Below are 15,608 nucleotides of genomic sequence, written 5' to 3' on the forward strand. Positions count from 1 at the left end.
ATTCGATGCAAGAAGTCGTGATTGTCGCCGCTACCCGTACCGCCATCGGCAGCTTCCAGGGTTCGCTGGCTGCCATTCCCGCACCGGAACTCGGTGCCGCGGTGATTCGCCGCCTGCTGGAGCAGACCGGTTTGTCCGGCGAACAGGTTGATGAAGTGATTCTTGGCCAGGTGCTGACCGCGGGTTCCGGACAGAACCCGGCGCGCCAGGCGTCGATCCTCGCCGGCCTGCCCCACGCGGTGCCGGCGCTGACCCTGAACAAGGTCTGCGGCTCGGGCCTCAAGGCGCTGCACCTGGGCGCCCAGGCGATCCGCTGTGGCGACGCCGAGGTCATCATCGCCGGCGGCATGGAAAACATGAGCCTGGCCCCCTATGTGCTGCCGGCCGCCCGCACCGGCCTGCGCATGGGCCATGCGAAGATGATCGACAGCATGATCACCGACGGTTTGTGGGATGCCTTCAACGATTACCACATGGGCATCACCGCCGAGAACCTGGTGGACAAGTACGGCATCAGCCGCGAGGAACAGGACGCCTTCGCCGCCGCGTCCCAGCAGAAGGCCGTCGCCGCCATCGAGGGCGGGCGGTTCGCCGATGAGATCACGCCGATCCTGATTCCCCAGCGCAAAGGCGATCCCGTGGCGTTCGCCACGGATGAACAACCGCGCGCCGGCACCACCGCCGAATCCCTGGGCAAGCTCAAGCCTGCCTTCAAGAAGGACGGCAGCGTTACGGCGGGCAACGCGTCCTCGCTCAACGATGGCGCCGCCGCGGTGATCCTGATGAGCGCGGAAAAAGCCAAGGCCCTGGGCCTGCCGGTGCTGGCGAAAATCAGTGCCTACGCCAATGCCGGCGTCGACCCGGCCATCATGGGCATTGGCCCGGTCTCGGCCACCCGTCGCTGCCTGGACAAGGCCGGCTGGTCGCTGGAGCAACTGGACCTGATCGAAGCCAATGAAGCCTTCGCTGCCCAGTCGCTGGCCGTGGCCCGGGAACTGAAGTGGGACCTGGAGAAGGTCAACGTCAACGGCGGCGCCATCGCCCTGGGCCACCCTATCGGCGCCTCGGGTTGCCGGGTCCTGGTGTCGCTGCTGCATGAAATGATCAAGCGCGACGCCAAGAAAGGCCTCGCGACCCTGTGCATCGGCGGCGGCCAAGGCGTCGCCCTGGCGCTGGAACGGGCGTAACCGACGCGGGTTCAACGGTGGTTGTGCGGACCCACGAATATCCGCGCAGCCACTGGCACCACCCCCGGCGCGACTTAGGTTGCGCCGGTTTTTTTTTGCCTGCTGGTTTATGTGGATGGCTTGCCGGCCTCATCGCGAGCAAGCTCGCTCCCACAGGTATGCTGCTCACTTAAGGATTGTCTGAATCCAAGGCCTGTATGAATCTAAAGGCTTGCCTGAATCCAAGGCCTGTCTGAATCATTGTGGCGAGGGAGCTTGCTCCCGCTGGGCTGCGTAGCAGCCCCCTTTTTGTGAGCGCTTCGCACTCAATCGGGAGCAAGCTCCCTCGCCACAGGTTCCTCGTTTTTTAGTAAGCCACATTGGGGTGTACGCAATATCTATGTGCGCCACCACCTCCTGTGGGAGCCGAGCTTGCTCGCGATGGCGGTATGTCTGTCTGTTGCGGTAAGCGCAGGCGAAAAAAAACGGCACCTTTCGGTGCCGTTTTCATGCTCACAGCAGGGGCTTACTTGCGGGCCGCCTCCCATGATTTCAACAGCTCGGTGTAGCTCACGGTTTCGCCTTTAGGTTTCTCGTTCGCCAGTTTCGGCTTCGGTGCGCCCGGCTGGTCGAACCAGTATTGCGCGTCGCGCTCAGGGTTCATCTTAGGTGCGCAGGTGGCTTGGGCCTTGGAGCGTTCCAGGCGCGTCATGATCGCGTCCTGATCCTTGGCCAAGCCGTCGAGGGCCTGCTGTGGGGTTTTCTCGCCACTGGCCGCTTCGGCGATGTGGCTCCACCACAGTTGCGCCAGGCGTGGGTAGTCCGGCACGTTGGTCCCGGTCGGGGTCCATTGCACGCGGGCCGGGCTGCGGTAGAACTCCACCAGGCCACCGAGCTTCGGCGCCAGGTCGGTCAGCGCCTGGGAGTTGATGTCCGACTCACGAATCGGCGTCAGGCCAACGATGGTCTTCTTCAGCGATACCGTCTTGGACGTCACGAACTGCGCATAGAGCCAGGCCGCGAGTTTCTGTTTCTCAGGCGTGGACTTCATGAACGTCCAGGAACCCACGTCCTGATACCCCAGCTTCATGCCCTCTTCCCAATACGGACCGCGCGGCGAAGGTGCCATGCGCCATTTCGGCGTGCCGTCGGCGTTCATCACCGGCAGGCCCGGCTTGGTCATGTCGGCGGTAAACGCGGTGTACCAGAAGATCTGCTGAGCGATGTTGCCCTGGGACGGTACCGGACCGGATTCGGAGAAGGTCATGCCCGCCGCTTCCGGTGGCGCGTACTTCTTCATCCAGTCCACGTATTTGGTGGTGGCGAACACGGCAGCCGGGCCGTTGGTGTCGCCACCACGGGTCACGCTGGAACCGACCGGATGGCAATCTTCGACGCGAATGCCCCACTCGTCCACCGGCAAGCCGTTGGGCAGGCCCTTGTCGCCGCCACCGGCCATGGAGAACCAGGCATCGGTGAAGCGCCAGCCCAGGGACGGGTCTTTCTTGCCGTAGTCCATGTGCCCGTAGACACGCTTGCCGTCGATCTCCTTGACGTCTTCGGAGAAGAACTTGGCGATGTCTTCATAGGCTGACCAGTTCACCGGCACGCCCAGCTCGTAGCCGTATTTCTCCTTGAACTTGGCCTTCAGGTCCGCACGCTCGAACCAGTCGGCGCGGAACCAGTACAGGTTGGCGAATTGCTGGTCGGGCAGTTGATAGATCTTGCCGTCCGGCGCGGTGGTGAAGGAAATGCCGATGAAGTCCTTGATGTCCAGGGTCGGCGAGGTGAAATCCTTGCCTTCGTTGGCCATCAGGTCGGTGATCGATTCAGTCTTGCCGTAGCGGAAGTGTGTGCCGATCAGGTCCGAGTCGTTGACCCAGCCGTCATAGATATTCTTGTCCGATTGCATCTGGGTTTGCAGCTTCTCCACCACGTCGCCTTCCTGCAGCAGGTCGTGGGTCAGCTGGATCCCGGTGATTTCGGTAAAGGCCTTGGCCAGCACCTTGGATTCATATTCGTGGGTGGCGATGGTTTCCGACACCACGTTGATTTTCATCCCGCGAAACGGCTGGGCGGCCTTGATGAACCACTTCAGTTCTTCGAGCTGCTGCTCGGCTGTCAGGGTCGACGGCTTGAATTCACTGCCGATCCATTTTTTAGCGGCGTCTTCATAGGCGTCGGCCCAGGCCGTAGCGCTCAGCCCGCTGAGTGCCAGCATGGCTGCCAATGAAACGCTATGTCGCAGCTTATTGTTTTTATCGAACATAGAGACCTCCTGTTTGGGTTTAAGAGCCTGATCGCGAACCGACTAGCCCCACCGCATCACTGCCAACAGCCACACCCAGGACAACGCGAACGCTATCCAGATGCTCCAGTCGGTGGCGCCGATCACCAGCAAGTGCAGGTAGGCGCTACCGAGAAGACCGATAAACAACCGATCGCCACGGGTGGTGGCAATCGGCAGGAAACCACGCCGAGGGATGCTCGGCGAACGCAGTTCCCACGTGGTCATGCCTGCCAGCAGCAAGGCGATGACCCCAAAAAAAGCCGCCGTCGGGCCGGTCCAATTCATCCATTCCATCATCGACTCCTCAGACCCGGCCCAGGGCGAAGCCCTTGGCCACGTGGTTGCGAACGAACCAGATCACCAGCATGCCCGGCAGGATGGTCAACACCCCCGCCGCCGCCAGCACCCCCCAGTCAATACCCGACGCCGATACCGTACGGGTCATGACCGCCGCGATCGGCTTGGCATTCACCGAGGTGAGCGTGCGGGCCAGCAACAGTTCGACCCAGGAAAACATGAAGCAGAAAAATGCCGTGACACCGATGCCTGAACCGATCAATGGAATGAAGATCTTGGCGAAGAACTTGGGGAAACTGTAGCCGTCAATGTAGGCGGTCTCGTCAATTTCTTTCGGCACCCCGGACATGAAGCCCTCGAGGATCCACACCGCCAGCGGCACGTTGAACAGACAGTGGGCCAGGGCGACGGCGATATGCGTGTCGAACAACCCAATCGACGAATACAGCTGGAAGAACGGCAACAGGAACACCGCCGGTGGTGCCATGCGGTTGGTCAGCAGCCAGAAGAACAGGTGCTTGTCCCCCAGGAACCGATAGCGGGAAAACGCATAGGCTGCCGGCAGCGCGACCGCCAGGGAAATCACCGTGTTCAGACTCACGTAGTACAGCGAGTTGAGGTAACCGGTGTACCAGCTCGGATCGGTGAAGATCACCTTGTAGTTGTGGAAGGTGAAATCGTGCGGCCACAGGGTCAGGCCGCCGAGGATCTCGGTGTTGCTCTTGAACGACATGTTCAGCAGCCAGTAGATGGGCACCAGCAGGAACAGGATGTAAATCAACAGCGGAATCAGCTTTCTCTTGCTCATGGTGCGGGCCTCAACGGTTGGCGTCGGAGTGCGTCATGGCGGTGTAGAACAGCCAGGACACCAACAGAATGATCAGGAAATACACCAGGGAAAACGCCGCTGCCGGGCCCAGGTCGAATTGGCCGATGGCCATCTGCGTCAGGGTCTGGCTGAGGAACGTGGTGGCGTTGCCCGGCCCGCCGCCGGTGAGCACGAACGGCTCGGTGTAGATCATGAAGCTGTCCATGAAGCGCAGCATCACGGCGATCAGCAGCACGCTCTTCATCTTCGGCAACTGGATGTGGCGGAACACGGCCCAGTTCGACGCCCGGTCGATCCGCGCGGCCTGGTAGTACACGTCGGGAATCGCTCGCAGCCCCGAATAGCACAGCAGCGCCACCAACGACGTCCAGTGCCAGACGTCCATTACCAACACGGTGACCCAAGCGTCCATGGTGTTGGCCGCGTAGTTGTAGTTGATGCCCAGGCCGTTGAGGGTCGAGCCCAGCAAACCGATGTCGGCGCGGCCGAAGATCTGCCAGATGGTGCCCACCACGTTCCAGGGAATCAGCAGCGGAATCGCCAGGATGATCAGCACCAGGGACGACCATTTGCCCTTGGTCGGCATGGTCAGGGCGATGGCGATGCCCAGGGGAATTTCAATCAGCAGCACACACGCCGAGTAGATGAACTGGCGCAGCAGCGAATCGTGCAGCCGTGGATCGAGCAGCACCTGCTTGTACCAATCGGCGCCGACGAAGTAGCGGCTGGACTGGTCGAAGATGTCCTGCACCGAATAGTTGACCACGGTCATCATCGGGATCACGGCACTGAAGGCCACCAGCAGGAACACCGGCAACACCAGCCACCAGGCCTTGTTGTTCTGCACCTTGTTCATGGCTGCACCTCGCTCAACGGTTCCAGCAAATACTCATCGGCATAGACCATCAGCCATTGGGCCGGGAAACTGATGTACGCCGTGCCTTCCGGTACGGGCTTGTCTTCGGCCAGGCGGACCTTCAGCGGTGCGCCATCGAGGCTGAGGGTCAGGATCTTGTAGGTGCCCAGGTCTTCGACATGCACCACGTCAGCCCGCATCGCGTCGTCGTACGGGCCGTCCCAGACATGCACGAACTCGGGGCGGATACCCACCTTCAGGCTTTTGCCTTCGGCTTCGGCGACACGCTGTTGCAAGGTTTCCGACAGCGGTAAGTGGGTCGAGGCGAAGCCGACGCCACCGGGCTGCGCCGTGACCTCGATCAGGTTCATTCCCGGGCTGCCGATGAAGTAGCCGACAAAGGTGTGGCTCGGGCGCTCGAACAAATCCCGAGGGGTGCCGAATTGCACGATCTGGCCGCCGTACATCACCGCGATCTTGTCAGCGAAGGTCGAGGCTTCCAACTGGTCGTGGGTGACGTAGACCATGGTGATGTTGAACTGCTCGTGGATCTGCTTGAGCTTGCGCCGCAGTTTCCATTTCAGGTGCGGGTCGATCACCGTCAGCGGCTCGTCGAACAGGATCGCCGACACATCGTCGCGCACCAGCCCACGGCCCATGGAGACTTTCTGCTTTTCATCGGCGGTGAGGTTGCGGGCCTTCTTGCCCAGCAGGTTCTGCAGGTCGAGAACCTCGGCGATTTCCTGCACCTTGGTGTGGATTCGCGCTTCGGCCATGCCCTGGTTGCGCAGCGGGAACGCCAGGTTGTCGAACACCGTCATGGTGTCGTACACCACCGGGAACTGGAACACCTGGGCGATGTTGCGGCGCTCCGGGGTCAGGTCGTTGACGACTTTGCTGTCGAACATTACCTGCCCTTCGGAAGGACTGAGCAAGCCGGAGATGATGTTGAGCAACGTGGACTTGCCGCAGCCCGAAGGCCCGAGCAGCGCATAGGCGCCGCCCTGCTCCCAGATGTGGTTCATCTCGCGGATCGCGTAATCCTCGGGTCCCGCCGGGGTGCTGGTGTAGCTGTGGGCGAGGTTCTGCAAACGAATTTCAGCCATCAGGCAACCCTCGCAATACGCAGGCCCGGGGCCTGGACCAGCTTGCCTTGGGCATCGAAGACAAACAGTTTATGGGTCGGAATGTAGATGCGGATCGGCGCATCCACGTCGTACTCATGCACCCCTGGCAAGTGCAGCACCAGCAGGAAATGTTCGTTGCGCACGTGCAGGAACGTCTCCGAGCCGCTGATCTCGGCCACCTCGACGGTCACCGCCAGTTCCAGGTCGTCATCGTTGCTCGGCACCAGGGAAATATGGCTGGGGCGCACGCCGAAACGGAACTCACCCTCGCCCACCGGGCGCAGGTCGACGTTCAACGGGAAGTGGACGAAATTGGCGAAGCTGACTTCGTTGCCGGCGATACGCCCCGGCATGAGGTTGATCGGTGGTTCGGAAAACAATTCGGCGGCCAGGACGGTTTGCGGCTGGTGATAGACCGAAGATGACTTGCCACTCTGAATCACCCGGCCCTCGTGCAGGATCGTGGTGGTGCCGCCCAAGGCCAGCGCCTCGTTAGGCTCGGTGGTGGCGTAGACGGCGATGGTGTGGCGGGCCTGGAACAGCTCGCGCATTTCCTGGCGCAGCTCTTCGCGCAGTTTGTAGTCCAGGTTCACCAAGGGCTCGTCGAACAGGATCAGCTCGGCGTCCTTGACCAACGCCCGAGCCATGGCCGTGCGTTGCTGCTGACCGCCGGACAATTCCAGTGGATGGCGCTTGAGGAACTTCTCGATCCGCAACATTTTTGCGGTTTCCAGGACCTTGCCCTGGATGACTTCTTCGGACACACCGGCCTGGCGCAACGGCGAGGCGATGTTTTCGAAAACGGTCATGGTCGGGTAGTTGATGAACTGCTGGTAAACCATCGACACGTTGCGCAACCGCACCGGACGGTTGGTGACGTCGACGCCGTTCATCAGGATGCGACCGCTGTCGGGTTTGTCCAGCCCGGCCATCAAGCGCATGAGGCTGGTCTTGCCGGACAGCGTGCGGCCCAGCAGGACGTTGAAGGATCCGGGTTCGAAACTCAGATTGGCATCGTCGATCCAGGTCTGGCCTTCGACGGTGCGACAGATGTGCTCAAGCTTTAATGACATGGCTCGGCCTTTTTATTATTTGGAGTCAAGCGACCCGAATGCAAAAGCGAAAGCCGTGCCAGAATTCACAACCAATTGATTTTGTTTATATTTACGTTGACTCGCAAAAAAAAGACGTTCGTTGATGAACACAAGTGAACAATCAGGAATGAACAACTGAGCAACGAGTGGGTTGACAATGAACAATTTTGAACAACAATGAATGGAGCCTGCGCATATTAAGTAGTGCCTGGATCTGCCCCAGCACAAGGAGTCTGTGCGAGACTTGCCACAACAATAAAAACAGCTCCTGCGAGAGTGCCCCATGGCCGCACCTGCTCCTGCCTTGTCCCACGAGGCCATCATCCAGGCTTCCTGGTCCCGTTGCCGCGCCTTCGGCCTGAACCATCAGAGCGTGCCGGCCTTCGATCAATTGCCCGCCCAAGGCATCGCCCAGTTGCTGGAGAGCCAGCATTCGTTGGTGCAGACCACCCACCAGGAGGTCTTGCCCTATTACGAGAACATCCTCAGCAATTCCAACTGCCTGATCATGCTCGCCGACAACCAGGGCCAAGTGCTGACCTCCTGGGGCACCCAGCGCTTCATCGAGCCGAAACTGGCCCATGGCTTCAGCGCCGGGGCGAGCTGGATGGAGCGCTGCACTGGCACCAACGCCATCGGCACCGCGCTGGCCTGCGAGCAGGCGGTGCACATCGAGCACGATGAACACTTCCTCAAGGCCAACCGCTTCATGACCGGCTCCGCCGCGCCGATCTTCGATGCCGAGCGCAAGGTCATTGCCGTGCTGGACGTCTCCAGCGACAGCTACCTGCCGCCATCCCACACCCTGGGCATGGTCAAGATGATGAGCCAGACCGTGGAGAACCGGCTGATCCTCAATCTGTTTCGCGGTGAACACTTCCAACTGACCTTCAACACAGGCTTGAACAACCTCGACAGCCAGTGGGCCGGACTGCTGATCTTCGACGAGAGCGGCCAGGTGCTGTCCGCCAATCGACGGGCCGATAACCTGCTGGGCCTGAGCCTGTCACGGGTCAGTATCGAAAGCCTGTTCAAGGTTTCGCTGATGGAATTGCTGAACCAACCCGACGGCCTGCCATTCGCCCTGCAAGCATCCGGCAGCAATCGCTTCCAGTGTTTGCTCAGGCGCCCGAGCCAGGTGTCGATCAGGGCGCGCATCTTCACCGAGGCCACGCCTGCACCGGCCCCCGCCAGCAACGCTATCAGCCTCAACACCCTGCACTTCGGTGACAGCCGCGTGGAGAAAGCCGTGCGCCAGGCCGAGCGCTTGCTGGAAAAGGACATTCCACTGCTGATCCATGGCGAGACCGGTGTCGGCAAGGAAGTGTTCGTCAAAGCCCTGCACCAGGCCAGTTCGCGCTGCAAGCAGCCGTTCATCGCGGTCAATTGCGCGGCGATTCCCGCCGAGTTGGTGGAGTCGGAACTGTTCGGATATGAAAAAGGCGCCTTCACCGGCGCCAATCAAAAGGGCAGCATCGGCCTGATCCGCAAGGCCGACCGCGGCACGCTGTTCCTCGACGAGATTGGCGACATGCCCCTGCCGACCCAGGCCCGGCTGCTGCGGGTCTTGCAGGAACGTTGCGTACAACCGGTGGGCAGCGCCGAGCTGTTCCCGGTGGACATCCGCATCATCTCCGCCACCAACCGTTCGCTGCGCGAACAGGTGCAACTGGGGCGGTTTCGCGAAGACTTGTACTACCGCATCGGCGGCCTGACCCTGGAACTGCCGCCCCTGCGCGAACGCAGCGACAAGCAGGCTCTGTTCAAACGCCTGTGGGAACACCACCGCGAACCGACCCAATGGGCCGGCCTGAGCCGTGAGGTATTGGATCTGTTCGAACGCCATCCGTGGCCGGGCAATCTGCGGCAGGTCAGCAGCGTGCTGCAAGTGGCCCTGGCGATGGCCGAGGAACAGCCGATCCGCCCTGAGCACCTGCCCGATGATTTTTTTGTCGACCTGGAAATGGAACCGGTGGAGACACCCGAACCGCTGGCGGTGGACCTGAACGATGCCGAGGACTTGAACCGCCAACTGCAAGCCGTGGGCGGCAACATTTCGCACCTGGCGCGGCGGCTGGGGGTCAGCCGCAACACCTTGTACAAACGCCTGCGACAACTTGAAAGCTGACACAAAACCTGTGGGAGCGAGCTTGCTCGCGATAGCGTCAGTTCAGCCGATGATGAAGTGACTGACACAACGCCTTCGCGAGCAAGCTCGCTCCCACAGGAGGTTCGTTTCAGGGACGGGCATCACTCCGAAGAGGCTGCCATCTAGTCGAAGCACCCGGTCAGTCGAACGCACCATTGAGTACTTCATAGATGATGCCGGTGGCGATCGCCACCAGGATCAAGTCCGTGCCGACCTGTTGCCACTCATAACCGTCATAGTGCGGCAACCGCCCCAGCAACCGGCCGTCGAGCTTCTTGGCGATGCCGGGTGGCAGCGGTTTACCTCGGGCCAGGTTTTTCTGGATGCCTGGCGGCAGTGCCGGGCCGGGGCTCCAATAATCGCGATAACCGCCAATCACACCCAGGATCCCACCGCGGTCGATGCTCGGGCCGTTGTGCCAATCGCCGCCGCCACTTTGGTATCCCTTGCCACCTTGATTGCCCTTGCCGCCCTGATTGCCCTGGCCACCCTTGTTACCGGGATTTCCTTGCCCCCCCTTGTTGCCCTGCCCGCCCTTGCCTCCCTGCCCTTGACCGGGACCTTGATCGAATTGAGCGTTTCCCTTGCCGTTTCCCGGGTCCGCGACAACAATGCCAGGGCCCGCCGCCAGGGCGAAACAGGTAACAGCAGCAATCAACGAGCGCGATTTGAACATGGCAGTTCTCTCAAAAAGGGGATGCCCCCTGTAAAGATATAGAGACTAACGGTGATATTAGTTCCATATCACGCTGCGCGTCGCTTGCCTGGACCGGATACACCAGAACACAGCAATCAAGGAGTTTCATGCGCAAGGATTACCTGGCATTTTTCGCCTCGATGTTCCTCTCCCGGTTGGCCGACCAGATTTTACTGTTCATCGTCCCGCTGATCGTTTTCCAGACCACCAACAGCGTCGCCTGGGCGGGCCTGGCCTTCTTCGCCGAATCCTTGCCGCGCTACCTGGCGTTCCCGATCTGCGGCGCGTTGTGCGACAAGTTCCCGCCGATTCGCATCCTGCACATCAGCCAGGTCTATCGCGCCGTGGCCTGCGGCGTGGCGGTCGTGCTGTATGGCGTCTTCGGCGGCATCTATTGGATCGTCGCACTCTCGGCCCTTTGCGGCGTGTTGACCACCCAGGGCATCATGGCCCGCGAAGTGGTGATGCCTTACATCTTCCAGCACTACACCTACACCAAGACCCTGTCCTACTCGCAAATCGCCGACCAGACCGGCCTGGTGCTGGGCCCGCTGATCGCTGCGCTGCTGCTTGAGGTATGGGCATGGCACTGGGCGGTGCTGGCAATCGCGGGGCTGTTCCTGCTGGCGGACCTGGCCATGGGGTACTGGCAGCGCACCAGCTCGGTCATCCTGGAAACCTTCGAGCAACATCACGACCTCTGGCTGAACCCACTGCGCGTTGCCTTCGGCCACATTCGCGACCTGGCGGAGTTGAAAAAGATCATTAGCCTGGCGGTGGGCGTCAACCTGATCATCGGCGTCACCCTCGCCACCTCAGCGGCCATGGTCATCGGCCAGTACGGCGCCGGCAAGGATGACTACGCCGGGTTGCAGGCGGCCGGAGCGGTGACCACCATCGTCATCCTGTTCTTCCTGGCCCGAGTGACCTTGCCCTTGAAACTCCTCGGTGCCCTCTCCTACACGCTGATTGCCATCGGCGCCTTCAGCACCGCCCTCAGCCCGAACATTTGGGGCTACGTCGTCGGTTTCCTGCTGATCGTCGGTTTCGACAAAATGTTCAACGTCTACTTCCGCACCCTGCGCCAACAAGTCATTCCGCCTCAGGACTTCGGCAAGACCGTCGGCGTCATTACGCTGCTCAACAACCTGTCGCAACCGCTCGCGGGCTTGCTGGTCGCGGTGCTGGCCGCGCCGATTGGAACGCAGGAGGTGATTCTGCTGCTGGCGGTGGTCACCAGCCTGATCGGCGCCGCGGTGGTCGTGGTGGTCAGACATTCGATACACCGCTCAAACATCTACAGTGCCGATACCGACTGAACTCACCGGGGTGTCGGTTTGTATTATCAGTGACTTATTGTTGAGGCATGGTTGTAACGTTGCCGGCGTCGATGCACCTCTGAACCGCCATTCGTCACCTGTTAGATGTCGGGACTAACGGGCGGCCACGTCTGGCTCAGGGTTTGCACTGGCCTGTCTCAGCAGCCAAGAACGACGTAATTCTGACGCGGCGGCAAATTAATCAATGCTTGGTCAGCAAACGGAGATGTACCGTGTCAACTCTCAACGAAATCGCAGCGAACCACGCGAGAATGGCAAAGTTAAAGGAAGAAGAGTCGATGCGGCTGAGTGCGCTTCAGGGTCAGGTGGTGGGGAGTTTTGAAATTCCACCCATCGAGGCGCCACAGGAAATGTCGCTGCACTTCATGACAGGTGTACAGGATCACTTGTTCGGGGAAGCGGCGGCGCTGAGTTTTTGACCTGGGCGTTGATGAGGCTCCGTCGCCCGTCTATAAGCGGGCGACTCGGCCGTTCAGAATTGTCTGGCTAAAGCCGCTGCAAGTATCCCGGCCGCAATCGCCGGCAGCGGTTTTTTAAGGATCAACATGACGATTGCCGTGATCAGCAGAGCCCATCGCGCGCCGTTATCACCTTTAACGGCCAGCGGAGCCAGCACCGCCACCAACACCGAACCCGACATGGCCGTGATGAACTGCTGCACCCGATAATTGATCGGCACGAACGACATCACGAAAATACCGCCCCACCGAGTTGCCAATGTCACCGCGGCCATTATCAAGATGACCAGCGAGGTGCCATAATCCGCCGTTTCGATGTTCATTGTTGTTTCTCCATCCACAGTGCGCCCAGAACGCCTCCCGCCAAAGCCCCCACCACGACATGACTGTTAGCCGGCAAATACCAATAGGCCAACAGCGATGAGCAGGCAGCCACCGTCCAGATGATGAACATGCGCAGGTTCTTTTTTCCGCCCGCGACCATCGCCAACAAGAAACAACCCATCACCATATCGAGCCCGAAACTGACCGGATTCTCGATGGCGCTGCCAAAATGAAGCCCCAGCCAACTGCCCAGGATCCAGGTGACCCAGAGTGCAATGCCGCCGCCGAATAAAATCCCCAGCCCCGGCTTGCCCCGACTGAACGCCTGCATCGCCATGGCCCAGTTGGCGTCCGACACAACCAGCATCACACCGTAGCGTTTGGCAACGGATAGCTCCCGCAGCCATGGGTAAAGCGTCGCGCCCATCAACAAGTGCCGGGCGTTGATGGCGAAGACAGTGATCATCAGCGGAACGACCGGCACTTGCTGTCCCCACAGATCCAGCGCGGCAAATTGAGAAGCACCGGCAAAAACCAGCGTGCTCATAAGCACGGCTGACGTACCACTCAAGCCCGTTTGCGCAGCGGCCAGGCCGAAAGCAACGCCGAACACGACGACAAAAAGAGAGATGGGAATCAGTTGCTTGAAACCATCGTAAATCTGCTTCAGCTTTAGCTCGTGCAAGTGGGGTTCAACGTTCGACAAGACATGGCCTCTTCTAAATATTCGCGACGTAAAAGCAGGCAGTACGTGGGACTTGCCTCAGAATCCAATCCCTTGAAGTTAATTAATGAGTTCACTGAACCACTTCCGGCACATTTTTCAGTGCCCACTCGTGGAAAATATTCGAGATCACGACACTGCCATACTCGGATATATGACTGTACACGTCCCGTAACAAAGGCATGCCATCACGAATCATAGAACACTCACTCGCCGAGCAGAACAAGCTGTTTTGGTCGAAAAAGGCAACATTCGGGTTGGACTTCGAAAGTGATATCACCAAAGGCGTGAGCTTTTCCACCATTTTATCCCGCTCCTCCATACTGACCTTACAATCATTCGATGGCTTCTTGAAAGGTCTGGAAAAGCAGCTCTTAATATCGTAACCAATTGTAATGTGCGGTGTAAAAACAATAACCTTCACGTTATTTTTTTCGAGAAAATCAATTCGCTTTTTCAAACGAGCAATGTAGTCTTCATCAATAACTTTAGCCAAGCCATCAATGATTGCAAACTTCAGACTGCCCGACTCAATCACACTATTAATGAGTTTTTGTTGATCCGCATGGCGAAAGCCAGCACAGGGGTGGTATTCGTAACCCGGGATAGCCTGCACGCTTTTGGTTTCGTCTATCCACGCAGGATCACAAGTACCTATTGATAAAATACTGTGGCGACTGAAGCTCGGGTTTAGCGAAAGACCTGCATAAAGTTCATTCGCATGGCTGTTTCCCAAAAGTAGAAGCGTGGGTGCTTGATCTTTGCTTAGCATGCAGAACCACCATCCGTATTTCTCGGAACCTTTGAGTGGATACCTTTGCATACAGGCTTCATTTTTCGTAAACCGCCACAATGGACCTACAAACTCTCCACTGACTCGATTCATGCTTTTTATATTTTCGCGAAACGTCAACCCGTCCCGCGAATAGCTGTAGTAGCCTACATAGCCCATAGCAACCATCAGCACGAGCAAAACGCCTACCTTAACCGACTCACCTTTGCCGTTGCGCATAGGTTTTTCAATGAACTCATAGGTCAACCAGGCTAAGACAATGGCCAATCCAACAGCCATAATCCTCAGTTCGCGCGATGGTGTGTACCCTTCAATAATTCGAAGATAGGAGAGTATCGGCCAATGCCAGAGATACAACGGGAAACTAATCAATCCGAACCAAACCAGCAGCCGGTTCGACAACACAACCCGATTCAACCATGCCATCGGCCCAGCCGAAATTATAAGTACTGCTCCAGCCACAGGTAACAGCGCCCACCACCCAGGAAATGCTTGCTCTTTAGTGATGAGCAACACACCCACTGCAATGAAAATCATGCCCAAGACGGATTGGAAATTGCACAATGTCCTGCCATCAGCATCGGGTGCCTCCGTGTTGATCAATGATCCGAGCCAACCATCGACTTTCAATCGCCCCCTCATAACCGCCTGCGACTTATAAAGCGTAATATAAGCCATGACCGAACCCGCCAGCAGCTCCCAAAAGCGGGTCTGCGGCAAGTAGAACGCAGCGACAACATCAGCCTGCGTCTTACTAATATTCAGATAAAACGAAATCAATACAACCAACGCAGTGATAGATAACAGATTAAGTTTTTTCTTCCACGCGGCCCACAATAAAAAAGGCCAGGCGATGTAGAACTGCTCCTCAACGCCCAGAGACCAGAGATGCAGCAAGGGTTTGGTTTCTGCCGCGCCATCAAAGTAACCATTCTCACTCCACAAAACGATGTTAGCTACGAAGCCAGCCCCGCCTGCCATGTGCTTACCCAACTGCTTGAATTCGTCCGCCAGCAAAGCGAACCACCCAAACACAAAACTGCTAATCAACACTAACAATAGCGCCGGAAAAATCCGTTTAATTCGACGATTGTAAAAATCGATAAACTTATACCCCCCCGAATCCAACCCATTGAAAATAATCGTTGAGATCAGAAAACCAGAGATCACAAAAAAAACATCGACCCCAACAAACCCACCTTTAACCCAATAAGGAAACGCGTGAAACCCAACAACAAGGAGCACTGCTATTGCTCTCAGCCCATCAATATCAGGACGATAACCAGGATAACTCAAGTTTGTCGTCCTTGTTGCCAGCGCTTCTATCCGTTCTATGTCCATATAATCCAGATACTGGAATCCTTGATATTTATGCATCTATTAACTATTAATAGACGTCTTGTGGCGTGTCATGTGCAAGGGGTTTACCCAGCCGCGTAATCATCACCTACTCAAAGCTCATAG

14 protein-coding genes are annotated in these 15,608 nt (G+C 58.4%); 4 read left to right on the forward strand and 10 right to left on the reverse strand.

All coding sequences use genetic code 11. The annotated features are described in order from the left end of the window. The first annotated feature begins 5 nt into the window (after positions 1 to 5). Complete coding sequence (locus tag AD659_RS17075) at positions 6 to 1,187, forward strand: acetyl-CoA C-acetyltransferase (protein WP_053123378.1); 1,182 nt, start codon at positions 6 to 8, stop codon at positions 1,185 to 1,187. Between the two features lie 505 nt (positions 1,188 to 1,692). Here the strand turns inward: AD659_RS17075 and AD659_RS17080 are convergent. From AD659_RS17080 to AD659_RS17105, 6 genes are read right to left on the reverse strand one after another with little or no spacing between them, the layout of a single operon-like run. Continuing rightward, complete coding sequence (locus AD659_RS17080; protein WP_053123380.1) at positions 1,693 to 3,435, reverse strand: ABC transporter substrate-binding protein; 1,743 nt, start codon at positions 3,433 to 3,435, stop codon at positions 1,693 to 1,695. Between the two features lie 42 nt (positions 3,436 to 3,477). Further along, positions 3,478 to 3,750 carry a DUF2160 domain-containing protein gene (locus AD659_RS17085; RefSeq protein WP_053123382.1) on the reverse strand — a complete coding sequence of 91 codons (273 nt, stop codon included), beginning with the start codon at positions 3,748 to 3,750 and terminating at the stop codon, positions 3,478 to 3,480. Between the two features lie 10 nt (positions 3,751 to 3,760). Continuing rightward, complete coding sequence (locus tag AD659_RS17090) at positions 3,761 to 4,561, reverse strand: carbohydrate ABC transporter permease (protein ID WP_030142070.1); 801 nt, start codon at positions 4,559 to 4,561, stop codon at positions 3,761 to 3,763. A 10-nt stretch (positions 4,562 to 4,571) separates the two neighbouring features. After that, positions 4,572 to 5,438: a carbohydrate ABC transporter permease gene (locus AD659_RS17095; RefSeq protein WP_030142069.1), complete on the reverse strand. Its 867-nt coding sequence runs from the start codon at positions 5,436 to 5,438 to the stop codon at positions 4,572 to 4,574. Further along, positions 5,435 to 6,544 (reverse strand): ABC transporter ATP-binding protein, encoded by a 1,110-nt coding sequence (locus AD659_RS17100; protein WP_053123384.1) that lies wholly within the window; start codon positions 6,542 to 6,544, stop codon positions 5,435 to 5,437. The genes AD659_RS17095 and AD659_RS17100 overlap by 4 nt, the downstream gene beginning before the upstream one ends. Continuing rightward, a complete protein-coding gene (locus AD659_RS17105; RefSeq protein WP_053123386.1) occupies positions 6,544 to 7,638 on the reverse strand; it encodes an ABC transporter ATP-binding protein in 1,095 nt (364 codons plus the stop codon). The genes AD659_RS17100 and AD659_RS17105 overlap by 1 nt, the downstream gene beginning before the upstream one ends. Before the next feature lie 304 nt (positions 7,639 to 7,942). Here AD659_RS17105 and AD659_RS17110 point away from each other — a divergent pair, with 304 nt between their 5' ends. Further along, entirely contained in the window at positions 7,943 to 9,787 is a 1,845-nt protein-coding gene (locus AD659_RS17110) for a sigma-54-dependent Fis family transcriptional regulator (RefSeq protein ID WP_053123388.1), read from the forward strand. Positions 9,788 to 9,947: 160 nt separating this feature from the next. Here AD659_RS17110 and AD659_RS17115 read toward each other — a convergent pair whose 3' ends face one another. Continuing rightward, on the reverse strand, positions 9,948 to 10,484 hold the full coding sequence (locus AD659_RS17115; protein ID WP_053123389.1) for an anti-virulence regulator CigR family protein: 537 nt from the start codon (positions 10,482 to 10,484) through the stop codon (positions 9,948 to 9,950). A gap of 128 nt (positions 10,485 to 10,612) precedes the next feature. Here AD659_RS17115 and AD659_RS17120 point away from each other — a divergent pair, with 128 nt between their 5' ends. Together AD659_RS17120 and AD659_RS17125 are read left to right on the forward strand one after the other, a co-directional pair. Further along, entirely contained in the window at positions 10,613 to 11,824 is a 1,212-nt protein-coding gene (locus tag AD659_RS17120) for an MFS transporter (protein ID WP_053123390.1), read from the forward strand. A gap of 233 nt (positions 11,825 to 12,057) precedes the next feature. Next, positions 12,058 to 12,264 carry a hypothetical protein gene (locus AD659_RS17125; protein WP_053123392.1) on the forward strand — a complete coding sequence of 69 codons (207 nt, stop codon included), beginning with the start codon at positions 12,058 to 12,060 and terminating at the stop codon, positions 12,262 to 12,264. A 53-nt stretch (positions 12,265 to 12,317) separates the two neighbouring features. Here AD659_RS17125 and AD659_RS17130 read toward each other — a convergent pair whose 3' ends face one another. The 3 genes from AD659_RS17130 to AD659_RS17140 form a co-directional block, all read right to left on the reverse strand. Further along, positions 12,318 to 12,626, reverse strand: a complete 309-nt coding sequence (locus tag AD659_RS17130; protein ID WP_053123394.1) for an AzlD family protein — start codon at positions 12,624 to 12,626, stop codon at positions 12,318 to 12,320. After that, entirely contained in the window at positions 12,623 to 13,333 is a 711-nt protein-coding gene (locus AD659_RS17135) for an AzlC family ABC transporter permease (RefSeq protein WP_053123396.1), read from the reverse strand. The genes AD659_RS17130 and AD659_RS17135 overlap by 4 nt, the downstream gene beginning before the upstream one ends. A gap of 91 nt (positions 13,334 to 13,424) precedes the next feature. Further along, positions 13,425 to 15,521, reverse strand: coding sequence for an acyltransferase family protein (locus AD659_RS17140; protein ID WP_231987665.1), 2,097 nt, complete (start codon positions 15,519 to 15,521; stop codon positions 13,425 to 13,427). Between the last annotated feature and the right edge of the window lie 87 nt (positions 15,522 to 15,608).

The sequence above is a fragment of the Pseudomonas thivervalensis genome (assembly GCF_001269655.1).
GTDB lineage: Bacteria > Pseudomonadota > Gammaproteobacteria > Pseudomonadales > Pseudomonadaceae > Aquipseudomonas > Aquipseudomonas thivervalensis.

Excerpts from the sequence above, each read along its gene's own strand:
- AD659_RS17075 (WP_053123378.1), top strand. The coding sequence starts at position 6 with ATGCAAGAAGTCGTGATTGTCGCCGCTACCCGTACCGCCATCGGCAGC.
- AD659_RS17080 (WP_053123380.1), bottom strand. The coding sequence starts at position 3,435 with ATGTTCGATAAAAACAATAAGCTGCGACATAGCGTTTCATTGGCAGCC.
- AD659_RS17085 (WP_053123382.1), bottom strand. The coding sequence starts at position 3,750 with ATGGAATGGATGAATTGGACCGGCCCGACGGCGGCTTTTTTTGGGGTC.
- AD659_RS17090 (WP_030142070.1), bottom strand. The coding sequence starts at position 4,561 with ATGAGCAAGAGAAAGCTGATTCCGCTGTTGATTTACATCCTGTTCCTG.
- AD659_RS17095 (WP_030142069.1), bottom strand. The coding sequence starts at position 5,438 with ATGAACAAGGTGCAGAACAACAAGGCCTGGTGGCTGGTGTTGCCGGTG.
- AD659_RS17100 (WP_053123384.1), bottom strand. The coding sequence starts at position 6,544 with ATGGCTGAAATTCGTTTGCAGAACCTCGCCCACAGCTACACCAGCACC.
- AD659_RS17105 (WP_053123386.1), bottom strand. The coding sequence starts at position 7,638 with ATGTCATTAAAGCTTGAGCACATCTGTCGCACCGTCGAAGGCCAGACC.
- AD659_RS17110 (WP_053123388.1), top strand. The coding sequence starts at position 7,943 with ATGGCCGCACCTGCTCCTGCCTTGTCCCACGAGGCCATCATCCAGGCT.
- AD659_RS17115 (WP_053123389.1), bottom strand. The coding sequence starts at position 10,484 with ATGTTCAAATCGCGCTCGTTGATTGCTGCTGTTACCTGTTTCGCCCTG.
- AD659_RS17120 (WP_053123390.1), top strand. The coding sequence starts at position 10,613 with ATGCGCAAGGATTACCTGGCATTTTTCGCCTCGATGTTCCTCTCCCGG.
- AD659_RS17130 (WP_053123394.1), bottom strand. The coding sequence starts at position 12,626 with ATGAACATCGAAACGGCGGATTATGGCACCTCGCTGGTCATCTTGATA.
- AD659_RS17140 (WP_231987665.1), bottom strand. The coding sequence starts at position 15,521 with ATGCATAAATATCAAGGATTCCAGTATCTGGATTATATGGACATAGAA.